The sequence below is a fragment of the Psychrobacter pasteurii genome, assembly GCF_900162815.1.
GTDB classification, from domain to species: Bacteria; Pseudomonadota; Gammaproteobacteria; order Pseudomonadales; family Moraxellaceae; genus Psychrobacter; species Psychrobacter pasteurii.
This window is the reverse complement of the sequence record NZ_FUGD01000065.1, coordinates 67629-86574: the sequence shown is the minus strand read 5'-3', so window position 1 is coordinate 86574 and position 18946 is coordinate 67629. Positions and strand designations below refer to the sequence as shown.

17 protein-coding genes, 2 tRNA genes and 3 pseudogenes are annotated in these 18946 nt (G+C 42.5%); 18 read left to right on the top strand and 4 right to left on the bottom strand.

What is annotated here, in order from left to right:
* The 4 genes and pseudogenes from A1232T_RS04785 to rlmB all read left to right on the top strand — a co-directional run.
* Positions 1–132: pseudogene (locus A1232T_RS04785) on the top strand (IS607 family transposase); the annotation flags it as partial.
* Positions 129–263 carry a helix-turn-helix domain-containing protein gene (locus A1232T_RS14355; protein WP_244152379.1) on the top strand — a complete coding sequence of 45 codons (135 nt, stop codon included), beginning with the start codon at positions 129–131 and terminating at the stop codon, positions 261–263. The pseudogene A1232T_RS04785 and the gene A1232T_RS14355, both read left to right, overlap by 4 nt.
* Entirely contained in the window at positions 211–1281 is a 1071-nt protein-coding gene (locus A1232T_RS04780; RefSeq protein ID WP_244152378.1) for an RNA-guided endonuclease InsQ/TnpB family protein, read from the top strand. Before A1232T_RS14355 ends, A1232T_RS04780 begins: the two co-directional genes overlap by 53 nt.
* Positions 1282–1572: 291 nt before the next feature.
* Positions 1573–2361, top strand: a complete 789-nt coding sequence (gene rlmB, locus A1232T_RS04775) for a 23S rRNA (guanosine(2251)-2'-O)-methyltransferase RlmB (RefSeq protein WP_077448320.1) — start codon at positions 1573–1575, stop codon at positions 2359–2361.
* Positions 2362–2434: 73 nt separating this feature from the next.
* Here rlmB and coaE read toward each other — a convergent pair whose 3' ends face one another.
* The 4 genes and pseudogenes from coaE to A1232T_RS04755 all read right to left on the bottom strand — a co-directional run.
* Entirely contained in the window at positions 2435–3145 is a 711-nt protein-coding gene (coaE, locus tag A1232T_RS04770; RefSeq protein ID WP_077448318.1) for a dephospho-CoA kinase, read from the bottom strand.
* 250 nt (positions 3146–3395) lie between these two features.
* Positions 3396–4295: a prepilin peptidase gene (locus A1232T_RS04765; protein WP_077448316.1), complete on the bottom strand. Its 900-nt coding sequence runs from the start codon at positions 4293–4295 to the stop codon at positions 3396–3398.
* Positions 4296–4379: 84 nt separating this feature from the next.
* Positions 4380–5618: a type II secretion system F family protein gene (locus A1232T_RS04760; RefSeq protein WP_077448314.1), complete on the bottom strand. Its 1239-nt coding sequence runs from the start codon at positions 5616–5618 to the stop codon at positions 4380–4382.
* Positions 5619–5682: 64 nt separating this feature from the next.
* Positions 5683–6852: pseudogene (locus A1232T_RS04755) on the bottom strand (ATPase, T2SS/T4P/T4SS family); the annotation flags it as partial.
* A 426-nt stretch (positions 6853–7278) separates the two neighbouring features.
* Between A1232T_RS04755 and tpiA the strand changes: the two are divergent.
* From tpiA to rpsO, 14 genes and pseudogenes are all read left to right on the top strand, one after another.
* Positions 7279–8076, top strand: coding sequence for a triose-phosphate isomerase (tpiA, locus tag A1232T_RS04750; protein WP_077448310.1), 798 nt, complete (start codon positions 7279–7281; stop codon positions 8074–8076).
* Positions 8077–8222: 146 nt separating this feature from the next.
* Positions 8223–8540 (top strand): preprotein translocase subunit SecG, encoded by a 318-nt coding sequence (gene secG / locus A1232T_RS04745; RefSeq protein ID WP_077448308.1) that lies wholly within the window; start codon positions 8223–8225, stop codon positions 8538–8540.
* 254 nt (positions 8541–8794) lie between these two features.
* Positions 8795–8879, top strand: a tRNA-Leu gene (locus A1232T_RS04740).
* Between the two features lie 212 nt (positions 8880–9091).
* A tRNA-Met gene (locus A1232T_RS04735) sits at positions 9092–9168 on the top strand.
* A gap of 140 nt (positions 9169–9308) precedes the next feature.
* Positions 9309–9809 carry a ribosome maturation factor RimP gene (rimP, locus tag A1232T_RS04730; RefSeq protein WP_077448307.1) on the top strand — a complete coding sequence of 167 codons (501 nt, stop codon included), beginning with the start codon at positions 9309–9311 and terminating at the stop codon, positions 9807–9809.
* Between the two features lie 232 nt (positions 9810–10041).
* Complete coding sequence (gene nusA, locus A1232T_RS04725; protein ID WP_077448306.1) at positions 10042–11529, top strand: transcription termination factor NusA; 1488 nt, start codon at positions 10042–10044, stop codon at positions 11527–11529.
* A 17-nt stretch (positions 11530–11546) separates the two neighbouring features.
* Positions 11547–14264, top strand: a complete 2718-nt coding sequence (infB, locus tag A1232T_RS04720) for a translation initiation factor IF-2 (RefSeq protein ID WP_077448305.1) — start codon at positions 11547–11549, stop codon at positions 14262–14264.
* 148 nt (positions 14265–14412) lie between these two features.
* Positions 14413–14844 (top strand): ribosome-binding factor A, encoded by a 432-nt coding sequence (locus A1232T_RS04715; RefSeq protein WP_077448303.1) that lies wholly within the window; start codon positions 14413–14415, stop codon positions 14842–14844.
* A 72-nt stretch (positions 14845–14916) separates the two neighbouring features.
* The gene (gene truB, locus A1232T_RS04710) at positions 14917–15957 is read left to right on the top strand and encodes a tRNA pseudouridine(55) synthase TruB (RefSeq protein WP_077448301.1); all 1041 of its coding nucleotides are present in this window, start codon (positions 14917–14919) and stop codon (positions 15955–15957) included.
* A 565-nt stretch (positions 15958–16522) separates the two neighbouring features.
* Positions 16523–17250 (top strand): annotated as a pseudogene (locus A1232T_RS04705) (RNA-guided endonuclease InsQ/TnpB family protein).
* Between the two features lie 63 nt (positions 17251–17313).
* Entirely contained in the window at positions 17314–17844 is a 531-nt protein-coding gene (locus tag A1232T_RS04700) for a type 1 glutamine amidotransferase domain-containing protein (RefSeq protein ID WP_077448299.1), read from the top strand.
* A 103-nt stretch (positions 17845–17947) separates the two neighbouring features.
* Positions 17948–18112, top strand: coding sequence for a hypothetical protein (locus A1232T_RS14080; RefSeq protein ID WP_167367037.1), 165 nt, complete (start codon positions 17948–17950; stop codon positions 18110–18112).
* A gap of 78 nt (positions 18113–18190) precedes the next feature.
* Positions 18191–18346: a hypothetical protein gene (locus tag A1232T_RS14075; protein WP_167367036.1), complete on the top strand. Its 156-nt coding sequence runs from the start codon at positions 18191–18193 to the stop codon at positions 18344–18346.
* Between the two features lie 194 nt (positions 18347–18540).
* On the top strand, positions 18541–18807 hold the full coding sequence (gene rpsO, locus A1232T_RS04695; RefSeq protein WP_077448297.1) for a 30S ribosomal protein S15: 267 nt from the start codon (positions 18541–18543) through the stop codon (positions 18805–18807).
* Positions 18808–18946 lie beyond the last annotated feature (139 nt).

Genomic DNA, 18946 nt, shown 5'->3' with positions numbered 1-18946 from the left:
AACTTATCGTTTGAAGAAGAATTGGCACAAGACGTACTTGAGATCATCACAGTATTTTCAGCCAGACTTTACGGTTCACCTAGTAAGAAGAACAAAAAAATCATTGAAGCGGTTAAGGCAAGTTTAGAATGATACGAGGCCATATCATTGAGCTTAATCCAAACAACAAGCAAGCCACCTATTTTACTAAGGCTTGCGGTATAGCTCGTCTTGCCTATAACTGGGCGCTTAGCTCAGTGGCAACGACAGTATGCTCAAGATAAAGCCTATCGTGATGCTTGTCATATTATTGGTATTGACGTTGATGAAAGCAAATTACTAAAGCCCACCCAAGGCAAACTACGCAAACAATTAAACGCCATTAAGCGTGATAAGTACCCATTCATGCTTGAGGTGACGAAATGTGCCCCACAACTTGCCATTATGCAGTTAGGTGATGCCTATAAGCGCTTCTTTAAGGGCGAGGCTAAGTATCCACAGTTTCGTAAAAAAGGCGTTAACGATAGGTTTAGCCTGTCTAATGACCAGTTTGCTGTAAAAGGCAGACAGATTCGCATACCAAACCTAGGTTGGGTTCGTATGCGTGAAGCCTTGCGCTTTGACGGCAAAATACTCTCAGCTAAAATCTTTAGTCGAGGTGGGAGATGGTTTGTCTCTGTTGCCGTTGAAATAGATGCTGTAAACCTTGCTAAAAAGACAGGTAAGCAAACTGGTGTAGACTTAGGTATTACCAACCTAACCACTCTATCAGACGGTACTAAAGTCAAAGCACCCAAGCCACTTAAGACGAAACTTAAAAAGCTTAAAAGGCTGAGTCGTCAATTAAGCCGTAAACAAAAAGGCAGTAATAATCGTGCTAAAGCGAAAGCCAAGCTATCACGATTGCACCTGCAAATTAGTAATATCCGTAAAGACGCTATACATAAGCTTACTACTGGCTTGGTGAATGAGTATGATGTTATTGCAATTGAAAACCTAAACACCAAAGGCATGATGCAGAACCGTAAGCTAAGTCGAGCGATCAGTGACTTAGGTTTTTATGAGTTTAAGCGTCAGCTTGTTTATAAGGCCAATCAATACGGTAAAACCGTCAAAGAGTTAGATAGATGGTTTCCATCCTCTAAAACTTGTTCTAATTGCGGTCACTTACTGACCAAAGACGAATTGCCCTTATCAGTTAGACGATGGCAGTGTCCGTGTTGTCAGCAGGCAAATGATAGAGATATCAATGCCAGTATCAATATACTGCATCATGCAGATAAAGTGTTAACCCATCACTGATGGGTTAAAAAAAGCGGTGAGTTCCACCGTGTTAGCCTGTGGAGACGATGTAAGACCTGAGTGTAATCACAACGGCAAACGTCTATGAAGCAGGAAGAAAATGCTAAAACTATGTGAGTAGGGTTAGGTAAGTTTTTCGGAACGGTGCTCTTCTTGGTTATGGCTGGTCAGATTAGTGATAAAGTGATACCGTTAACGCCGAGTAAGCAGTACAATCCTATTCAACGAAACAAATTAATCAATAAAACAAATTAGTTAAACAGTTAAGTCAAACAATTAAAAGGTTATTTTATGGCAAAGCCCGTCCATTTTTATGGCATTCACGCTATTCATGCTTTGTTGTCGCATCGCCCAACCGACGCCATGGCGTTATTTATTCAACAAGGTCGTGGCCACAAAGAGGGTGCGGCTACTCAGGATGAAGCGGACTCTACCTTTGAAGAGATTTTGCAACTGGCTGAGCAAATGGGTGTCAGTATCCAAGAAGCCAGCCGCGATAAATTAACGGCGCTATGTGGCAGCCCTCAACATCAGGGCGTGGTGCTTAATGCTCGTCCGTTAGCCATGGCTGATGAAGGTGAGATTGCCAGTCTTGCACAGTCAGAAGACGCTTTGTTTTTGGTACTAGATCAAATAACCGATGCCCATAACTTAGGCGCTTGTTTGCGTACAGCGGCGGCAATGGGTGTGGATGCCGTTATCTGCCCTAAGCACCATTCAGCCAGCTTAACTCCCACCGTCGCCAAAGTATCGGTCGGCGCGATGGAGATTATGCCAGTCATCGCAGTCACTAACTTGGCCCGCTGCATTGAGAATTTAAAGCAAGCCGGCGTATTTGTTTATGGTACAGCCCTAGATGAGACGGCCAAAGCTTTACCGGATGTGGACTTAAAAGGGAAGGTGGCAATTATTATGGGCTCAGAGGGTGAAGGCATGCGCCGTCTGACCACTGAGCGCTGTGATGAGCTGGTTTATATCCCTATGACTGGAAACAAACACGGCTCATTACAGAGCTTGAACGTCAGTGTGGCCACCGGCATGGTGCTGTATGAAGTCAGCCGTCAGCGTCACCAGTCTTAGACAAGCACCTGGACAAGCCGTTAGATAAGCTACATCAATAATAAAAAAAAGAGCGCAGTGCGCTCTTTTTTTGTTAATAGCGGGGAAGCTTTCTAAAAGCCAAATAGTTTTCGTGTAGAGGCTCAAGCTGGGCATGCAGCTGCTCTAGATTGCCATTATTACACACCACATCATCGGCCTGCTCAACTCTGGCTTTTCGTGATAACTGATTGGCCATAATCGCTTTGATTTTGTCAACGCTCTGAGTGTCTCGGCGGCTGGCACGCTCTAGTTGGGTTTCCTCACTGGCATCCACTACTAAGACTCTGTCGCACAACGACACAAGCCCTGCTTCATAGCTTTCTAATAGTAAAGGAGCGGATAGGATAGCGTACGGTGATTTTATCTGGCTAAGTTGGTTTTTGATTTCTTGACGAATGGCGGGGTGAGTGATGGACTCTAAGGTTAATAAGGCTTTGTTGTTTTCAAAGACGTGTTCACGAACGGCACGGCGATTCATTTCCCCTGACTCATCTAGCACCCAGTCTCCAAAGGCTTCGACCAACTTTTGGAGGGCAGGGCTGCCTTTTTTCATGATTTGATGCCCGACCACATCTGCATCTACCACATCTATCCCTTTCGCTGCGAACCAGTCGGATACAGCAGTCTTGCCACTGCCAATGCCACCTGTTAAACCGATAATGGGGGTATCTACATAAAAAGTTTGAAACTTTTGTGGAGGATCAATTTCGTGCTCATGTTGAATATCATCAGGGTTTGAGTGGATGTGATTATCATATGTCATATCAATACCTTAAAACACGCGCTTTAGAGGGTTAAACGGAGAAGAAGACAGTAGCTGACTTGAGTCTGGGCAGTGCACTATTACCGGACATTGCGCTTAGCTTCGGCTTTGTGCTCAAAATTAAGTTATAAAAAATATATAACTGATAAAATTATCATGTTCTGAGAATTTCTTTGTATGAATTAGTGTGCTTAATATCAACGGGGCAGTTACCGAACTGTAGTGAAATACAAGTCGCTATTGGAATTGGTTAGTGAAGATACCACTGCATAAGCGAATCCCCATAAAGTAGGGCGACGATACCTGCGATAGCTAGGTAGGGGCCAAAGGCAAAAGGACGACTTTTGGCTCGCTTGCGCATTAAAATAATACCAATGATAGAACCGAGAAGCGAAGATAGCAAGATGATAAATGGCAGAAGTAGGGGGCCTAACCAAGCACCTAGGGCTGCTAAGAGCTTAAAATCACCTTCTCCCATCCCCTGTTTTTTAGTAAAAATATAAAATATCTTGACCACAATCCATAAGCTTAAATAGCCCAAGAGCATGCCCCAAATGGCTTCAGAGGGCGCTGCGAATACCGAATAGCTATTTACTGCCAGACCCAATGCCATCAAAGGGAAAGTTAGCTTGTCGGGCAAATACTGACTGATAAAGTCAATACCGGCCAGCGCAATTAGAGTCCATACCAAAAGCAAAGCAAACAGTCCCTGTGCGCTGACTCCAAGTCGATAAATGACTAACATGGAGACAAGGGCTGTGATTATCTCGACCAAGGGATAACGCCAGTGAATTTTGTGGCCACAGCCAGAGCACTTACCGCCTAGAGCTATCCAGCTTAATAAGGGGATATTGTGATACCAACGCAGCGGCTGATTGCAGCAAGGACAATGCGAGGCGGGTCTAGATAAAGATAAAGGCGGGTCTTGCACGACAATTTGCGCCACAGGGTCTAATAAATGAGGGTTAATGTCTGGCTGAGATCGCAGCAGTTGAACTGAGCCCACACGCCACTGCTGCATCATAATCTTTGGGGTGCGATAAATCAGCACATTCAAAAAACTACCGATACACAGTCCGATCACCCCAAAGAAAATCAGGGCTGTGGGTAAATTGTGTTGGAGGGTTTCAATAAACTGCCAAACTTGCATGAGATAGCCTGTAAAAAGTGACTAAAAAAAGACTGTAAATCATAATAAAGTAAATCAGCATTCAATCGCTAAGCGCTTTGTTGCCTAGCCAATCACTGACCCAAGTTGAAAGATAGGCAGATACATAGCAATGACCAAGCCCCCTATTAATAATCCCAAAATCACCATGATGATGGGCTCCATTAAACTGGTTAGTCCTTCAACCGCATTATCCACTTCATTTTCGTAGTATACGGCCACTTTATCCAACATTTCATCCAAACACCCTGATTGTTCGCCAATACTCACCATTTGGATGGCTAACGTTGGGAATAATTGGCTGCTACGCATGGCAGCGTTTAAGGGCTGACCGGTGGCAACGTCTTGTTTGATTTGTTGGGTGGCTTGATAATACAACTGATTGTCTGTTGCCGCTGCAGTAGAATCCAAGGTTTGTAGCAATGGCACACCGGCAGAATAAGTGGTGGCTAAGGTGCGAGAAAACCTAGCAATAATTGCTTGATAGGTGATAGGTCCAACGATGGGCAGTTTTAATAGGGCGCGATCTATAAAGCCGACAAACTTGGTACTGTTGTTTTTGGCATGAAAAAAGCCAACGATCGCTGATATCATGAGTACCAATAACAGTCCCCACCATTGTTGTAGTACTTTAGATATTGAGACCACAAACTGGGTGAAAGCAGGTAATTCAGAGCCAAAGGATTCAAATAAGTCGCTAAATACTGGGACTACTTTTAATAATAAAATCAGGCTGACTACCAGTGCCACAGCAATGACTGCAATAGGGTATTTCATGGCCTTTTTTATTTTACTTTTTAAGTGCTCGCTTTTTTCTTTATAGGTGGCAATGCGTTCCAACATAATGTCCAATGAGCCTGAATATTCGCCGGCCTCAATCAAGGCACAAAACAAACTGTCAAACTGCTTTGGATGTTGATTTAGAGCGGTAGCAAGTGGAGTGCCTGATTCCACACTCAGCTTAACGGCATTGACCAACTCAATCATGCTAGGCTTGGTCAAGGACTCAATAATAATGCTCAAGGCTTGTAGTAAAGGAATCCCTGCTTTGGTCATAGTGGCCAGCTGGCGGGCAAATATGGCAATATCTAACGGCTTTATTTTTCTATGCCAAGTAACTCTATGCCAGGTAATAAGTGGCTTGGATTTACGGCGAATTCGATTGAGCACAACGCCTTGCTTACGCAGTTGTGCCTTAGCAATAGGTAGGCTGCTGCTGGTCAACTCTCCTGTTATATTTTGCCCTTGATTATCTGTGCCATGATACACAAAGTTAAATGAAGGCGTCTTTTTTGCAGGTTTCACCGCTTGTCCTTATTTACCGCTTGAAGAGCTGGGTTCTGATTGAGCTTTAGCCGTGGTCTGGGGGCTAATTTACAATAACCCGGTTCATTTCTTGAATGCTGACAAGTCCCTGCTGCACTTTTAATAGCGCAGATCGTTTTAAATCATAAAATCCTTGCTCCTCGGCCAACGCTTTAATCTGTAAAGCGTTACCCCCTTGCATGATTAGCTCGGCCAACTCCTCTGTTACAGACAACACTTCAAAGATACCCACTCGACCTTTATAGCCCTCTGTACAGTGCTTACAGCCGACTGCTTCATAAACAGCAGGCTTTCTTAAGTTAGCGTCAGGTGTTAAAACCCCCATCTGCAACAGACTGTGGCTTGGCACTTCGACGAGTTTTTTGCAGTGGACACATAACCGTCTGGCTAGGCGCTGAGCCACTACCAAGCTGATAGCGGTGGCGATATTAAAGTGGGCAATGCCCATGTGATGTAAGCGGGCTAGAGTTTCGGTAGCTGAATTGGTGTGTAAAGTTGATAGTACCAAATGTCCAGTTTGAGCCGCTCGAATAGCGGTATCGGCGGTCTCTAAATCACGAATTTCACCAATCACTACCACATCTGGATCTTGACGCAAAAAAGACTTCAGCGCTGAATCAAAGCTTAAGCCTATCTTAGGGTTGATGCTAACCTGATTTACTCCGGATAGACTAATCTCTACCGGATCTTCAACAGTAGAAATATTGGTAGTTTCGGTATTTAGCAGCTTCAGCCCAGTATATAAGGATAAGGTTTTACCAGAGCCGGTAGGGCCCGTGATAAGTACAATGCCTTGTGGCTGGTGTAGAGCTTGTAAAAAAGCTTGTTGTTGATCGGGCTCAAACCCCAATTCATCAACACTCACTATGGAAGCTGCCGAATCAATAACACGTAGCACGATTTTTTCACCAAATAGGGTAGGTATGGCGCTGACCCTATAATCGAGGATGTTATTGTCGGCGGTTATCAATTTGATACGACCATCTTGCGGCAGTCTGCGTTCAGAGATATCCATTTGCGCCATGATTTTTAGGCGAGCAGATACTTTAGCAATTAAAGGGGGCAAGAGTGTGGTCATTTGCTTTAGCATACCGTCGATACGAAAGCGTACCCGATACGACTGCTCATAAGGCTCGAAATGTAAGTCTGAAGCCCCAAGCTGTACGGCCTCTATCAGCAGTGAGTTGACTAGCTTAACCACAGGATCATTATCAAAAGCGGTTAGTTTCACTGCCGTGGGTGAGGCTTTTGAAGCTGCAGTATTAAAAGAAGGGCTATTAATAGAGGTATTATTAGAAACGCTTGAGTCGGGCATGGAGCATCCTTGTGGGTGGGGTGCCTGCCTGACAATAAGTGCGATGGAGTTTCAGACAAAAAAGCGGTTTTTTAGTAAACCTTATTTTTAACGCATTCACAAGGATTAAATGGGATTAGCCTGGCTTAATTGTGTGTGAAATTTTACAAATTGTAGCTCTAAAACAATAATGGCTAAATCAGTTGTATGAGACTATGATATAATATAGGGCTATCATATTTTTACGCTGGCCAATGTCTGTTTGCTAGTAAGCGGTATGTTATTAAGCGCTTATTACGTGAGTCGTTGGTTAATAAGTTGAATTTCTTTTATTGAGAGTGTTTTATGAAGTCTTGGGTTGTCGGTAATTGGAAGCTAAATCCTGCCTCAGCTAGTGCAGTGCAAGCCTTAGTAGATGATTTAGTAGATGGTGTAGACGCTCAAAGTAATGCCCTACAAAGCTGCCACATCATGGTGGCGCCAAGCTTATTGCATTTGTCTCAAGTTGAAAATACGCTGCGTACAAAATCTGCAGCTATCGACTTGGCCTGTCAAGATGTATCAGCTTTATCAGCACAATCTGGGGCCTATACAGGCGATGTGTCTGCAGAGCAGCTACAAGACTTAGGCGTACAGTGGGCCATTATTGGTCACTCTGAGCGTCGTCAGTACTATAATGAAGACAATGACACCTTATTAAAGAAGATGAGTCACTCAGCCGCTCAAGGCCTAGGCGTTATCCTATGTATTGGTGAGTCAGAAGCAGACTTCGAGGCAGGCAACACGACTCAAGTATTGGCAGACCAACTGACCGTGATCGCTGACTTCTTAAAACAGTCAGAGGCTGCTGATGCCGATTATATTGCCAATAAATTGATTATTGCGTATGAGCCAGTTTGGGCCATTGGTACCGGTAAAGTGCCAAGTGTTGAGGAAGTAACAGAGGTTCACAAGTTTATTCGTGAGCGTCTACAGTCTTTTGACGCCACCTTGGCAAAGACCCCTGTGCTGTATGGCGGAAGTGTTAAGCCTGAAAATGCTCAAGACTTTGCAGCCTCAGAACAGATTAATGGGGTGTTGGTTGGTGGTGCTGCTTTAAAAGCAGACAGCTTCCTTGACATTGCTAAAGCATTTTCTAAATAACTTTATAAATAATTTTCTAAATAAATTACGCTGTGGATTAGTAGCGACTCTGTATACCAGTTTTAGTTAGTAAAGCTGGTTGTTATAATTACAATCCTATAGAAATTTTCTCGTCTTTTAACTCTTAAGATTAAGTAAGGCAAAGCATGTTTAACATTATTCTAGCCATTCATATTATTGTTGCTATTGCCATGATTGGGTTGATTTTAATTCAACACGGTAAAGGGGCTGATGCGGGTGCTTCTTTTGGGGCAGGCGCGTCAGGTACGGTTTTTGGCGCTGCAGGTAGTGCTAACTTTTTAACCCGTGCGACTGCGGTATTGGCCGTTATCTTCTTTAGCACCAGTTTAACGCTTGCGGTTCATGCGCGTAAGCAAGCGGAAGGTCAGTATCAGCTAGATGTGCCTGCCGTTTCACAAGTTCCGGTGACCAATTCACAGCCAGCACCTGAACCAGCAGAGTAAAGCTAGCCTTAGTATTTAGAAGTTCCTTATTTATTAAGGATAATCTATTAATGATACTGTGGTTGCTACTTTTGAAATGGGTTGCACCCTAAGTTAAAGACGAGTAGAATGTGCGACCTAATTTAGAATAATTATTAATCCTTCAAGGCGTTCAATTCAGTTAATCTCCTTTTATCCTCAATAAGGGTTAGATTAACACTAGGATTATCCCTAGTAAGCTAATTAGCCCTGAAGTGTATGACAAATTAGAAAACGCGATTGTGGTGGAATTGGTAGACACGCCATCTTGAGGGGGTGGTGGCGCAAGCTGTGAGGGTTCAAGTCCCTCCAATCGCACCAATACAATGTTATTGACTATGCTATAAGTTATCTATATCATGGTCACTTCATTTGGCACTAGGGCAGCCGCTATTGGCCAGCCAAGGGACAAAGTAGTAAAGGTAAGACTATAAGTTTAGTGATTTATAGAGTGATACTAAGTATTTAAATTTAAATTGTTTTAATGCTTGACAACTCTTTTAACTTTACATATAATAGTCAGCCTAGATTGATGCGGGGTGGAGCAGTCTGGTAGCTCGTCGGGCTCATAACCCGAAGGTCGTTGGTTCAAATCCAGCCCCCGCTACCATTTTTTATTTCAATCTTACTTTTTATTTAACCCACCATTTTGTTTGTGGGTTTTTTTGTATCTGTTATTTTTAATATTGCCTAATAGTCATAATATGCATTTATAATAGATACTTCTATTTATGGACTAAAAAACAAGTCATGAAGTTATCTAATAAAGTCACTCAGTTAACCGACATTATTGCTCCAGCTGTTGCTGCTTGTGATGTAGCGCTATGGGGTGTGGAATTCTTACCGCAAGGTGGGCGTTCACTATTACGCATATATATTGAATCCTTGCCAGAAGATAAAGCAGCCGATAAGCAGGTCACTATTGAAGACTGTGCAGCGGTAACTCACCAAGTTAGTGGTGTGCTTGAAGTGCATGATCCTATTGCAGGCGAATATGTCCTTGAAGTTTCCTCTCCAGGTCTTGATAGACCTTTCTTTGCCCCTGAGCAGATGTCGGACTATTTGGGTCAAACCCTTAATTTGCGTTTGATTCAAGCGGTTGGCGTGGGAAGCTCAAAACGTCGTAAAGTGACGGGTAAGCTTGAACAATTAGGCGATAAACAATTATCTGTAGTCACACCCGAAGGCGAGCAGTTCGATATTGCCCTTGATAACATTGATAAAGCAAATTTAATCTATCAAGATTTGTAATCTTGGCATATAAGTTGATCTAAAGCTTACTATTTATTTAACTTGATTTGATCCGGTCAATTACTGTTAGCTGTTAACCAGCCTTATATATTAATTTAGGTTTGGATAATAGATAATAGTAAGCAGCGTTTTGAATGAACTTAAACATCACAGCTTTTAGGCCTAAGATAAAAAAATAAATTTAATAATTTTTTGCTACTTTAAATGATAAGTAGGCGAGGATAGGTGTGTAATGAGTCGAGAAATTTTAACGGTAGTAGAAACCGTCAGTAACGAGAAAGGCCTAAATCCAGAAGATATCTTCGAAGCAATCGAAGAGGCTTTGGTAGTTTCTACTAAAAAAAGAGTCTATACCGAACAACCTGAAGTGGCTGTACGTGTTGAAATTGACCGTGAAACCGGTGACTATGATACGTATCGCTATTGGACCGTCGTGGCTGATGAAGACCACGAGATGCCTGCTTGTCAGTTAGCCATCAGTGACCTTGATGAAAATGAATGGTCTATCGGTGACATTAAAGAAGAGCAAATCGAATCTATCGAGTTTGGTCGTATTGCCGCCACTCAAGCTAAGCAAGTTATCATCCAAAAGATTCGTGAAGCTGAGCGTGCTTTAACTGCGGATGCCTTCGAGCCTAGAATTGGCGAGATGATGTATGGCGAAGTGAAAAAGCAAACTCGTGATGGCTACATTATTGATCTAGGGGACAATGCCGAAGGGTATTTATCTCGCGATCAAATGTTACCTCGTGAACAATTACGCGTTAAGTCTCGTATTAATGCTATCCTATACCATGTGAATCGCGATAACCGCGGTGCTCAATTGTTATTATCACGTACTAGCCCAGACATGCTAGTGGCGCTGATGAATAAAGAAGTTCCTGAGATTAACGAACAAATCATCGAAATTCGTGATGTGGCCCGTCAGCCTGGTGTTCGTGCTAAAATATCAGTTAAGACCAATGATCATCGCATCGATCCTGTTGGTGCCTGTATTGGTATGCGTGGTACACGTATCCAAGCTGTACAGTCTGAGCTAGATGGTGAGCGTATTGATGTTATCGTATGGTCTGATGATCCTGCACAGTATATTATCAGTGCTTTAGAGCCTGCCGATGTTAACAGTATTATTCTAGATGAAGACGCAAAGACTGCCGACATCATCTTTACTGCCAACGATCAGTTGGCTCGCGCTATCGGCGCCCAAGGTCAAAACGTACGTTTGGCTTCAGAGTTGACCGGTTACAAATTAAATATGATGCTTGAGGAAGAGTACCTAGAGCGTCAACAGAATGAAACAAAAGCTTATCTTGAGCTGTTCTATAATCGTCTAGAAGTAGATGAAGACTTAGCTCAAGCGTTAGTAGATGTGGGCTTTACCAGTATTGAAGAAGTGGCTTATGTGCCTGCTGAGACTTTCTATGACATCGAAGGTCTTGACGACGACGCGATTGAAATGATTCAAGAGCGTGCAAAAGAAGTAGTCATTGCTGATGAACTGGTTAAACAGCAAAATATGAAAGAGCCAAGCAAAGAGTTGCTCACAATGGACGGCATGACGACCGACTGGGCGTATAAGCTGGCTCAACGTGACATCATCACGTTAGATGATTTAGCAGAACAAGCAGTATTTGATCTTGAAGACATTGAAGGTCTTGATGATAAAACTGCCGGTGAACTAATCATGAAGGCACGTGAATCTTGGTTTAATGAAGAATAATAAATAGGTGACTATAAATGGCAGATAAGACCGTCAAAGAATTAGCAGACATGGTAAGCAAATCAGTCAGTGAAGTACAGAAGCAACTGACTGACGCTGGGCTGCCTGCTCGTGGCGAGGATGACCTGGTCACCGAGCTTGAGCAAGAACAGCTAGTAGCTTTCCTGAAGCAATCACACGGACAAAAAGAAAAGCGTCGTATTAGCCTAAAATCTAAAACGACTAGTACCGCTCGCGTGACTGGCTCTTCGGGCAAGTCAAAAAGCGTTAATGTTGAAGTTCGTAAGAAAAAAGTATTTGAAAAGCCTGATCCAAACAAATTGGCTGAAGAAATTGCTGCTCGTGAAAAAGCAGCTTTAGAAGCGAAGCAACGCGCTGAAGAAGAAGCCAAAAAACGCGAACAGGCGAAAAAAGAAGCAGAAGAGCGTCAAGCAGCCACACTAGCCGCAATGCGTGCTAACTTAGGTGGCGGTAGCTCATCTGATGACAAAAAAGATGAAGTTTCTACTGTTGTAGTGAAAAAAGGCAGTAAAGCTGCCGCTGCAGCGAAAGAAGCGCCTAAGAAAAAAGTGGCCGCTACTAAGCCAAAAGTTGAAACAGAAGCAGAACGCAAAGCGCGTGAAGCCCGTGAAGCTGAAGAAGAGCGTCTACGCAGAATCGAAGCTGAAACCCGCCGTAAGCAAGCAGAAGAAGCTCAGAAGAAAACTCTTGAGCAAATGCGCAAAATGGCTGGTAAATACAGCGATAAAGAGCCTGTTGCTGAAGTTCGCAAAGACGAGCCATTGGCTGAAGGTCTAGTGGGCGAAGCTCTAGAAGAGTCTTTTGAAAAAGAACGTCGCGAAATTAAACGCGGTTCTTCAGGCACAGCCACTCGTGGCCGTCGCCGTAAAGGTCAAGAAGAGCGTGAAATTCGCAACCGTAAGCATGGCTTAAAATCTTCACAAGCCTCTCAGCATAAGTTTGAGAAGCCGGTTGAGAAGATTGTCCATGATGTGGAAATCGGCGAACAAATCGTTGTTTCTGATTTGGCTCAGCGTATGGCAGTTAAAGCCCGTGAAGTAACTAAGTTACTTATGAAAATGGGTGAGATTGTTGGTGCTGATGAAGCTATTGATCAGGCCACAGCCAGCTTAATCGTTGAAGAAATGGGACATAACCCAGTTCTAGTTAGCGACACCAAAGTTGAAGACGACTTACAAGAAGCGGTAGAAGAGCGCAGCAGTAACATTCAGACTCGTCCACCAGTAGTGACTATTATGGGTCACGTTGACCATGGTAAGACTTCTTTACTAGATAAAATCCGTGAAACCAAAGTAGCCCCAGGCGAAGCCGGTGGTATTACTCAGCATATCGGTGCTTATCATGTGAAAACTGAACGTGGCGTAATTACTTTCTTAGATACTCCAGGTCACGCAGCGTTTACCGCTATGCGTTCACGTGGTGCACAAGCAACGGACATCGTTATTCTAGTAGTAGCGGCGGACGATGGCATGATGCCACAGACTGAAGAGGCTATCGACCACGCTCGTGCTTCTGGTACGCCAATCATTGTTGCTATCAACAAGATGGATAAGAACACAGCTGATCCTGACCGTGTTCTAAACGAGTTGACCACTAAAGAAGTGGTAACTGAAGCTTGGGGCGGTGACGTTCCAATGGCGAAAATCTCTGCTAAGACTGGCGAAGGTATCGACGAGTTATTAGAACTGGTTAACCTACAAGCTGAGCTTATGGAGCTTGAAGCACCAACTGAAGGTGCGGCTCAAGGTGTGGTTATTGAATCACGTCTAGAGAAAGGCCGTGGTGCGGTTGCTAGCGTTCTAGTTAAGAAAGGTACTCTAAACCAAGGCGACCTAGTATTAGCGGGTGAGTTCTACGGTAAAGTACGTGCCATGACTGATGAGACTGGTAAGCGTGTTAAAACTGCCGGTCCTTCAATCCCAGTAGAGATTTTAGGTTTACCAGATACACCAGCAGCGGGTAGTGAATTCCTTGTCGTATCAGATGAGAAAAAAGCCCGTGAAGTGGCTGAATTCCGTGCAAACCGTGAGCGTGAGCAACAACTTGAGCGTCAGAACAAGATGCGTCTTGAGAGTATGTTCGAACAGATGGGTCAAGACGACTTGTCTTTCTTAAACATCATCTTGAAGACAGACGTACGCGGTACATTAGAAGCGCTATTGGCTGCTTTAAATGAGCTGTCTACTGACGAAGTGAAAGTGAAAGTAATTAGCTCAGGTGTTGGTCCAATCGCAGAATCTGATGTTACTTTAGCTGAGTCAAGTGAAGCGGTATTACTAGGCTTTAACGTTCGTGCTGATAATGCGGCCAAGCGTAAAGCAGATGAAGCGGGTATCGATATTCGTTACTACAGCGTAATCTACGGTCTAATCGATGATGTTAAGGCAGCCATGAGCGGTATGTTGTCTCCTGAACATCGCGAGAAAATCTTGGGTATTGCTGAAGTACGTGACGTGTTCCGTTCTAGTAAGTTTGGTGCAGCTGCCGGTTGTATGGTGGTTGAAGGCACTATCTATCGCAACAAGTCTATCCGCGTATTACGTGATGACAAAGTGGTCTTCACCGGCCAACTTCAGTCGCTACGTCGCTACAAAGATGACGTGAACGAAGTACGCTCTGGTATGGAGTGTGGTCTTGCGGTTCGCGGCTATGATGTTGAAGTGGGCGATAAGATTGAAGTCTTTGAAATCCAAGAGATTCAGCGTACTATCTAATTATTAAAAGTAGTTATCAAAGACCTATCAGGTCATCCTGTTAGGTCTTTTTTTGTTTTTTATGACTCAAGCTCACTCAAAGCTGCCCTAGGTAGTGCTAAGTATGAGTGTTAGGCTGACTTTAATAGCACCATTAAAAGGAATAACCATGAACCAACGTTTACAACGCCTGGGTGATCAAATTCAGCGTGAACTAGCTGTTCTTATTCGTGATGAGATCAATGATCCCCGTTTAACAGGTTTTGTTACCATCTCTAGTGTCAAAGTAAGCTCGGATTTGGGCTATGCTGATATCTATGTGACCGTGATGGAGCCAGAGCTAAATGATGCGATGAGTAAGCACAGTCACGAAGCCAGCTTGCAAGTTCTTAATAAAGCAGCAGGGTTTTTACGCACTGAATTAAGTCACAGCCTTAAGACTCGCACCACACCACGCTTAAGATTCCATTACGATGAAGTAACCGCCCGCGGTAACTACATGATGGACCTAATCAATAAAGCAGTGACTAAGACTGAGAAAACTGAAGCCAATGTCGATAACGATGATAATGGCGAAGACGATAGTAACTCAGCACTGTAATGGTTAGCCTATCCTGAACTTTGAGCTTAGCTTAAATAATTTGGGCTTAATTTAAATAAGTAGTAGATACCGATGACTATAAATAGTGCAGCTAACTCACCTCAGTCAGCTATATCTTCAAATAAAGGCCAGAAGAGTAAAGTATCAGGCGTTATTTTGATTGATAAGCCCAAGGGATTGACTTCTCAGCAGGTGGTCTCTAAGGTGAAGTATTTGCTTAAATCACCTGTGCATGACAGTAGAAAGGCAGGTCATACGGGGACGCTTGATCCTATGGCCACAGGGTTATTGCCCGTATGCTTGGGTGAAGCAACTAAGTTTAGCCATTATCAGCTTGATGCAGACAAGGCCTATCAAGCCACTATTAAGTTAGGGGTACAAACGGATACTGGTGATGCTGAAGGGCAAACCATTGCCGAAAAAGAGATTCCCGCAATCTCTGAAGAAGATTTGGCACAGGTAACGAATCAGTTTTTAGGAGATATTAACCAAGTACCTCCTATGTATTCTGCCCTAAAAAAAGAGGGAAAGAAGCTGTATGAGTATGCCCGTGCAGGTATCGAGGTTGAGCGTGACGCGCGTACCATTACTATTAAACAGCTGACTTTAAAGCAGGGCAAGGCAGAAGACGAGTTACTATTAAACGTAACGTGTTCTAAAGGCACTTACGTACGGGTATTGGGAGAAGACATTGCTCAGGCTTTGGGCACTGTGGGACATCTTACGGCTTTGCGCCGTACTCAAGTGGGTCATTTTGATATTAAGCATGCCATTGGTCTTGATGAACTTGAAGAGCAAACACATGAGCTGCGCATGGCTCAGTTACAAGACATTGATGCTTGTATTAGTGGGGTAAGCTCTCTGGTAGTGACTAATGAGCAATGTGAACGTTTGCTAATGGGTCAGCGACTTAATGTTAAACCGCAGCTTGATGAAGCGTTGATAGAGTATTTGACTACGAAGCTTGCTAAAGGTCAAAGCTTAGACAGTGAAGAAGCAGAAGCTGAAAGAAGCTGTGGTATTAGGTTGTTTAATACTGAAGGCGCTTTTTTAGGGTTAGGTCAGCTACAGCTTAATGGCCGTTTACAACCTAAGAAAATGATTCAAAGATAATTGTTACCTTAATTAGCTTGCTTGCCTAATTAGCCTGTTTGCCAGTAAAATTAGCTTTTAGAAAGCCCATATCATATTGAATGATATGGGTTTTTTATGCATTTATAAAGGATAGATGGAAAAATTAAGTTCTGTTTTCAAGTTACTCAGCAGCTACACACTTCACAAATCCACACATTTACTTGCAACAGGTATCTTTCACAGTGACTAAGAAGCTTGTAGTCTAAATAGTGAGCCTAGGAAGGGAACCCAATAAACAAGGACAATAAGTATTAAATCAAAATTAAAAAATCAAAAAAGAAAAATAATTACTAATTAAAAAATTACTAATAATAATAGTCAATAGTAGAAGCTAACTATAAAAAAATTAATTATAAAAAAAGTGTTCTGATATCTCACAACTATATATAGAAGAACGATAACCATAAAAATGAAGAGTGTAGCCTAGTTATCACCAGTCGCCGTAAAACCACCCACTTCAGGGGGTGGATATAAGGCGACACACACTGTCGTAAGAAGTCGTTAAAGAGTTGTAAGTCAAAATTAAACTTGCCATACTAAAGATATGAAAACCCTCAAACTACGCATTAAAGACAAGCACATAAAAGAGCTGAATCAGATAAGCGGTTCAGCAAACCTCGTGTGGAACTATGTTAATGCGTTAAGTTTTGAGCATCTAAAACGTACAGGTAAGTTTTTTAGTGCTTATGATCTAAGTGAGTACACCAAAGGAAGTGGCGAGTATTTAGGATTACACAGTCAGACCTTACAAGTACCTCAAATGGCGACAAGCTAACTATTAAGCAAACCCAAAAATGGGCGAATAAATTAGCAGTAGCCCAGCGTGCTAAGAATAAAAAGCATGTCAAAGCAATCCATGCCAAAATAAAAAATACAAGATTAGACTTAATTCATAAATTCACCACCAAGCTTGTTAAAGACAATGCCTTGATTGTGGTTGGTGATGTTAAGTCACGCTCATTTACAACTAAAAAAACCAACCTCGCTAAATCAACATACGATGCAGGTTGGTTTGAACTTAAACGACAACTGGAATACAAATGCAAGCATGCAGGTTGTCAGTTTGAGATCGTAAATGAGAGTTACACTACCCAGACCTGCTCGTACTGCCTTGAAATAAGTGACAGTAGTCCGAAAGGTAGAGCAGGCTTGCGAATAAGAGGATGGGCTTGTGCTGAGTGTGGCATATGGCATGATAGAGATATCAATGCTGCTAAGAACATCCTCGCGGTCGGGCTTGACCGTCTAGATGTAGGAATCCCCTCGGTTTAGCGAGGGGAGGAAGTCAAAGAGATACCTAAACATTTTAAAAGTAAAAGAATGGAGTGTTTGATAATGAGTACAAAAATTGCATTTTTACTAAATTCACACTTTGAACAGTCAGAATACGAAGAAGTGGATCGTTTGTTAAAAGACAAAGGTCATGAAACCGTATTAATTACTACCAATGACAAAAAACAAGTCCAGGGCATGGAAGGTGATGTTGATAAAGCTGATACCTTTACTGCGGACCTATTTCTCAGTGAAGCCAATGCTGAAGATTACGCAGCCGTTGTTTTGCCCGGTGGCACAGTCAATGCAGACACCATTCGTGTCGATAAAGCGGCCCAAGATTTTGTTAAAAGCTTTTACGATAACAATAAAATCGTTGCAGCTATTTGTCACGCCCCTTGGCTACTAATTAATTCAGGCTTAGTGAAGGGGAAGAGTTTAACTGCTTATCATACTCTACAAACAGACATTGAAAATGCGGGTGGTACCTTTGTGGATAAGCAGGTACAACAAGAAGGTAACTTGATCACCTCGCGTAATCCAGATGATATTGAAGCTTTTGCTACGGCTATTGATCAAGCTTTGAAACATTAAGCTTAGTACTTATCTTAGTTTAGAGCTTAGCTTAGTGTAGTACAAAGGATGATAGTCAATTTTTTGTAAACCTGTAATTTTAATAACAGTTAAGGAAAATATTATGTCACAGTCCAATGATAACAAACTTGCGCAACAACAATCAGATGCCGAAATTGCGGGTCTAAAGAACCAAGTAGAAGGCAACTTAGGTGCTAATAAAGACAAAAACGCAGATGAAGCTGCTGAAGGTATTGCAGATAACCTTGAGCAAACTCATTCAAAATAAAGCTCTAACCTGGGTGTAAGACAGTACTTTACGGCTTAATCCAGAAATAGTAATCCAAATATAGTCTTGGAGATAGTTATGAGTAATGAGATACAAAATCAAGACGCCAATGATTTAGACAAGGCGTTAGAAGATAAACAAGAGCCTGATAGTCTGGCAGAAGCGACAACAGCAGCGCTAGATGAAGATGCTTTAGGGGGTCATGCCACTGAAGCGGATAGACCTAAAAAGTAATTTCAGGGTTTATCTTTTGAAGAAAAATTAGAATTTAAGATTCTGATTAATTATTTAAAAAACTACTCACCTACGAGTAGTTTTTTGTTATAATGGCAGGCTTACTTAGTCATTTTTTTAGGTCATCTCTAGTAATGCAGGGATGCCCCCAATAAAACTGACTTTATATTATCAATGCATTGCAGGAGAAAGTTATGCTAACTAATACTGATCGTCAACAAATTATTGCTCAATACCAACGCGCTCCTGGTGACACTGGTTCACCTGAAGTACAAATTGCACTATTAACTGCACGTATCAATGACCTACAAGGTCACTTCAAAGAGCATAAAGGTGATCACCATAGCCGTCGTGGTCTAATCCGTATGGTTAACCAACGTCGTAAGCTACTAGATTACTTAAAAGGCAAAGATTTAGCTCGCTATGCATCACTAATCAGCGAACTAGGCCTGCGTCGTTAATTTTAACTCTCGCTTTAAGTTCATTCTCTATAATGGGAGCTATGAATTTATATCAAAAGTTAAATTAAAACGCTCATGCCTTATATAAAAGAAGACGGTGTGAATATTTCACGCCGTTTTTTGTATCTAAATCTTTACC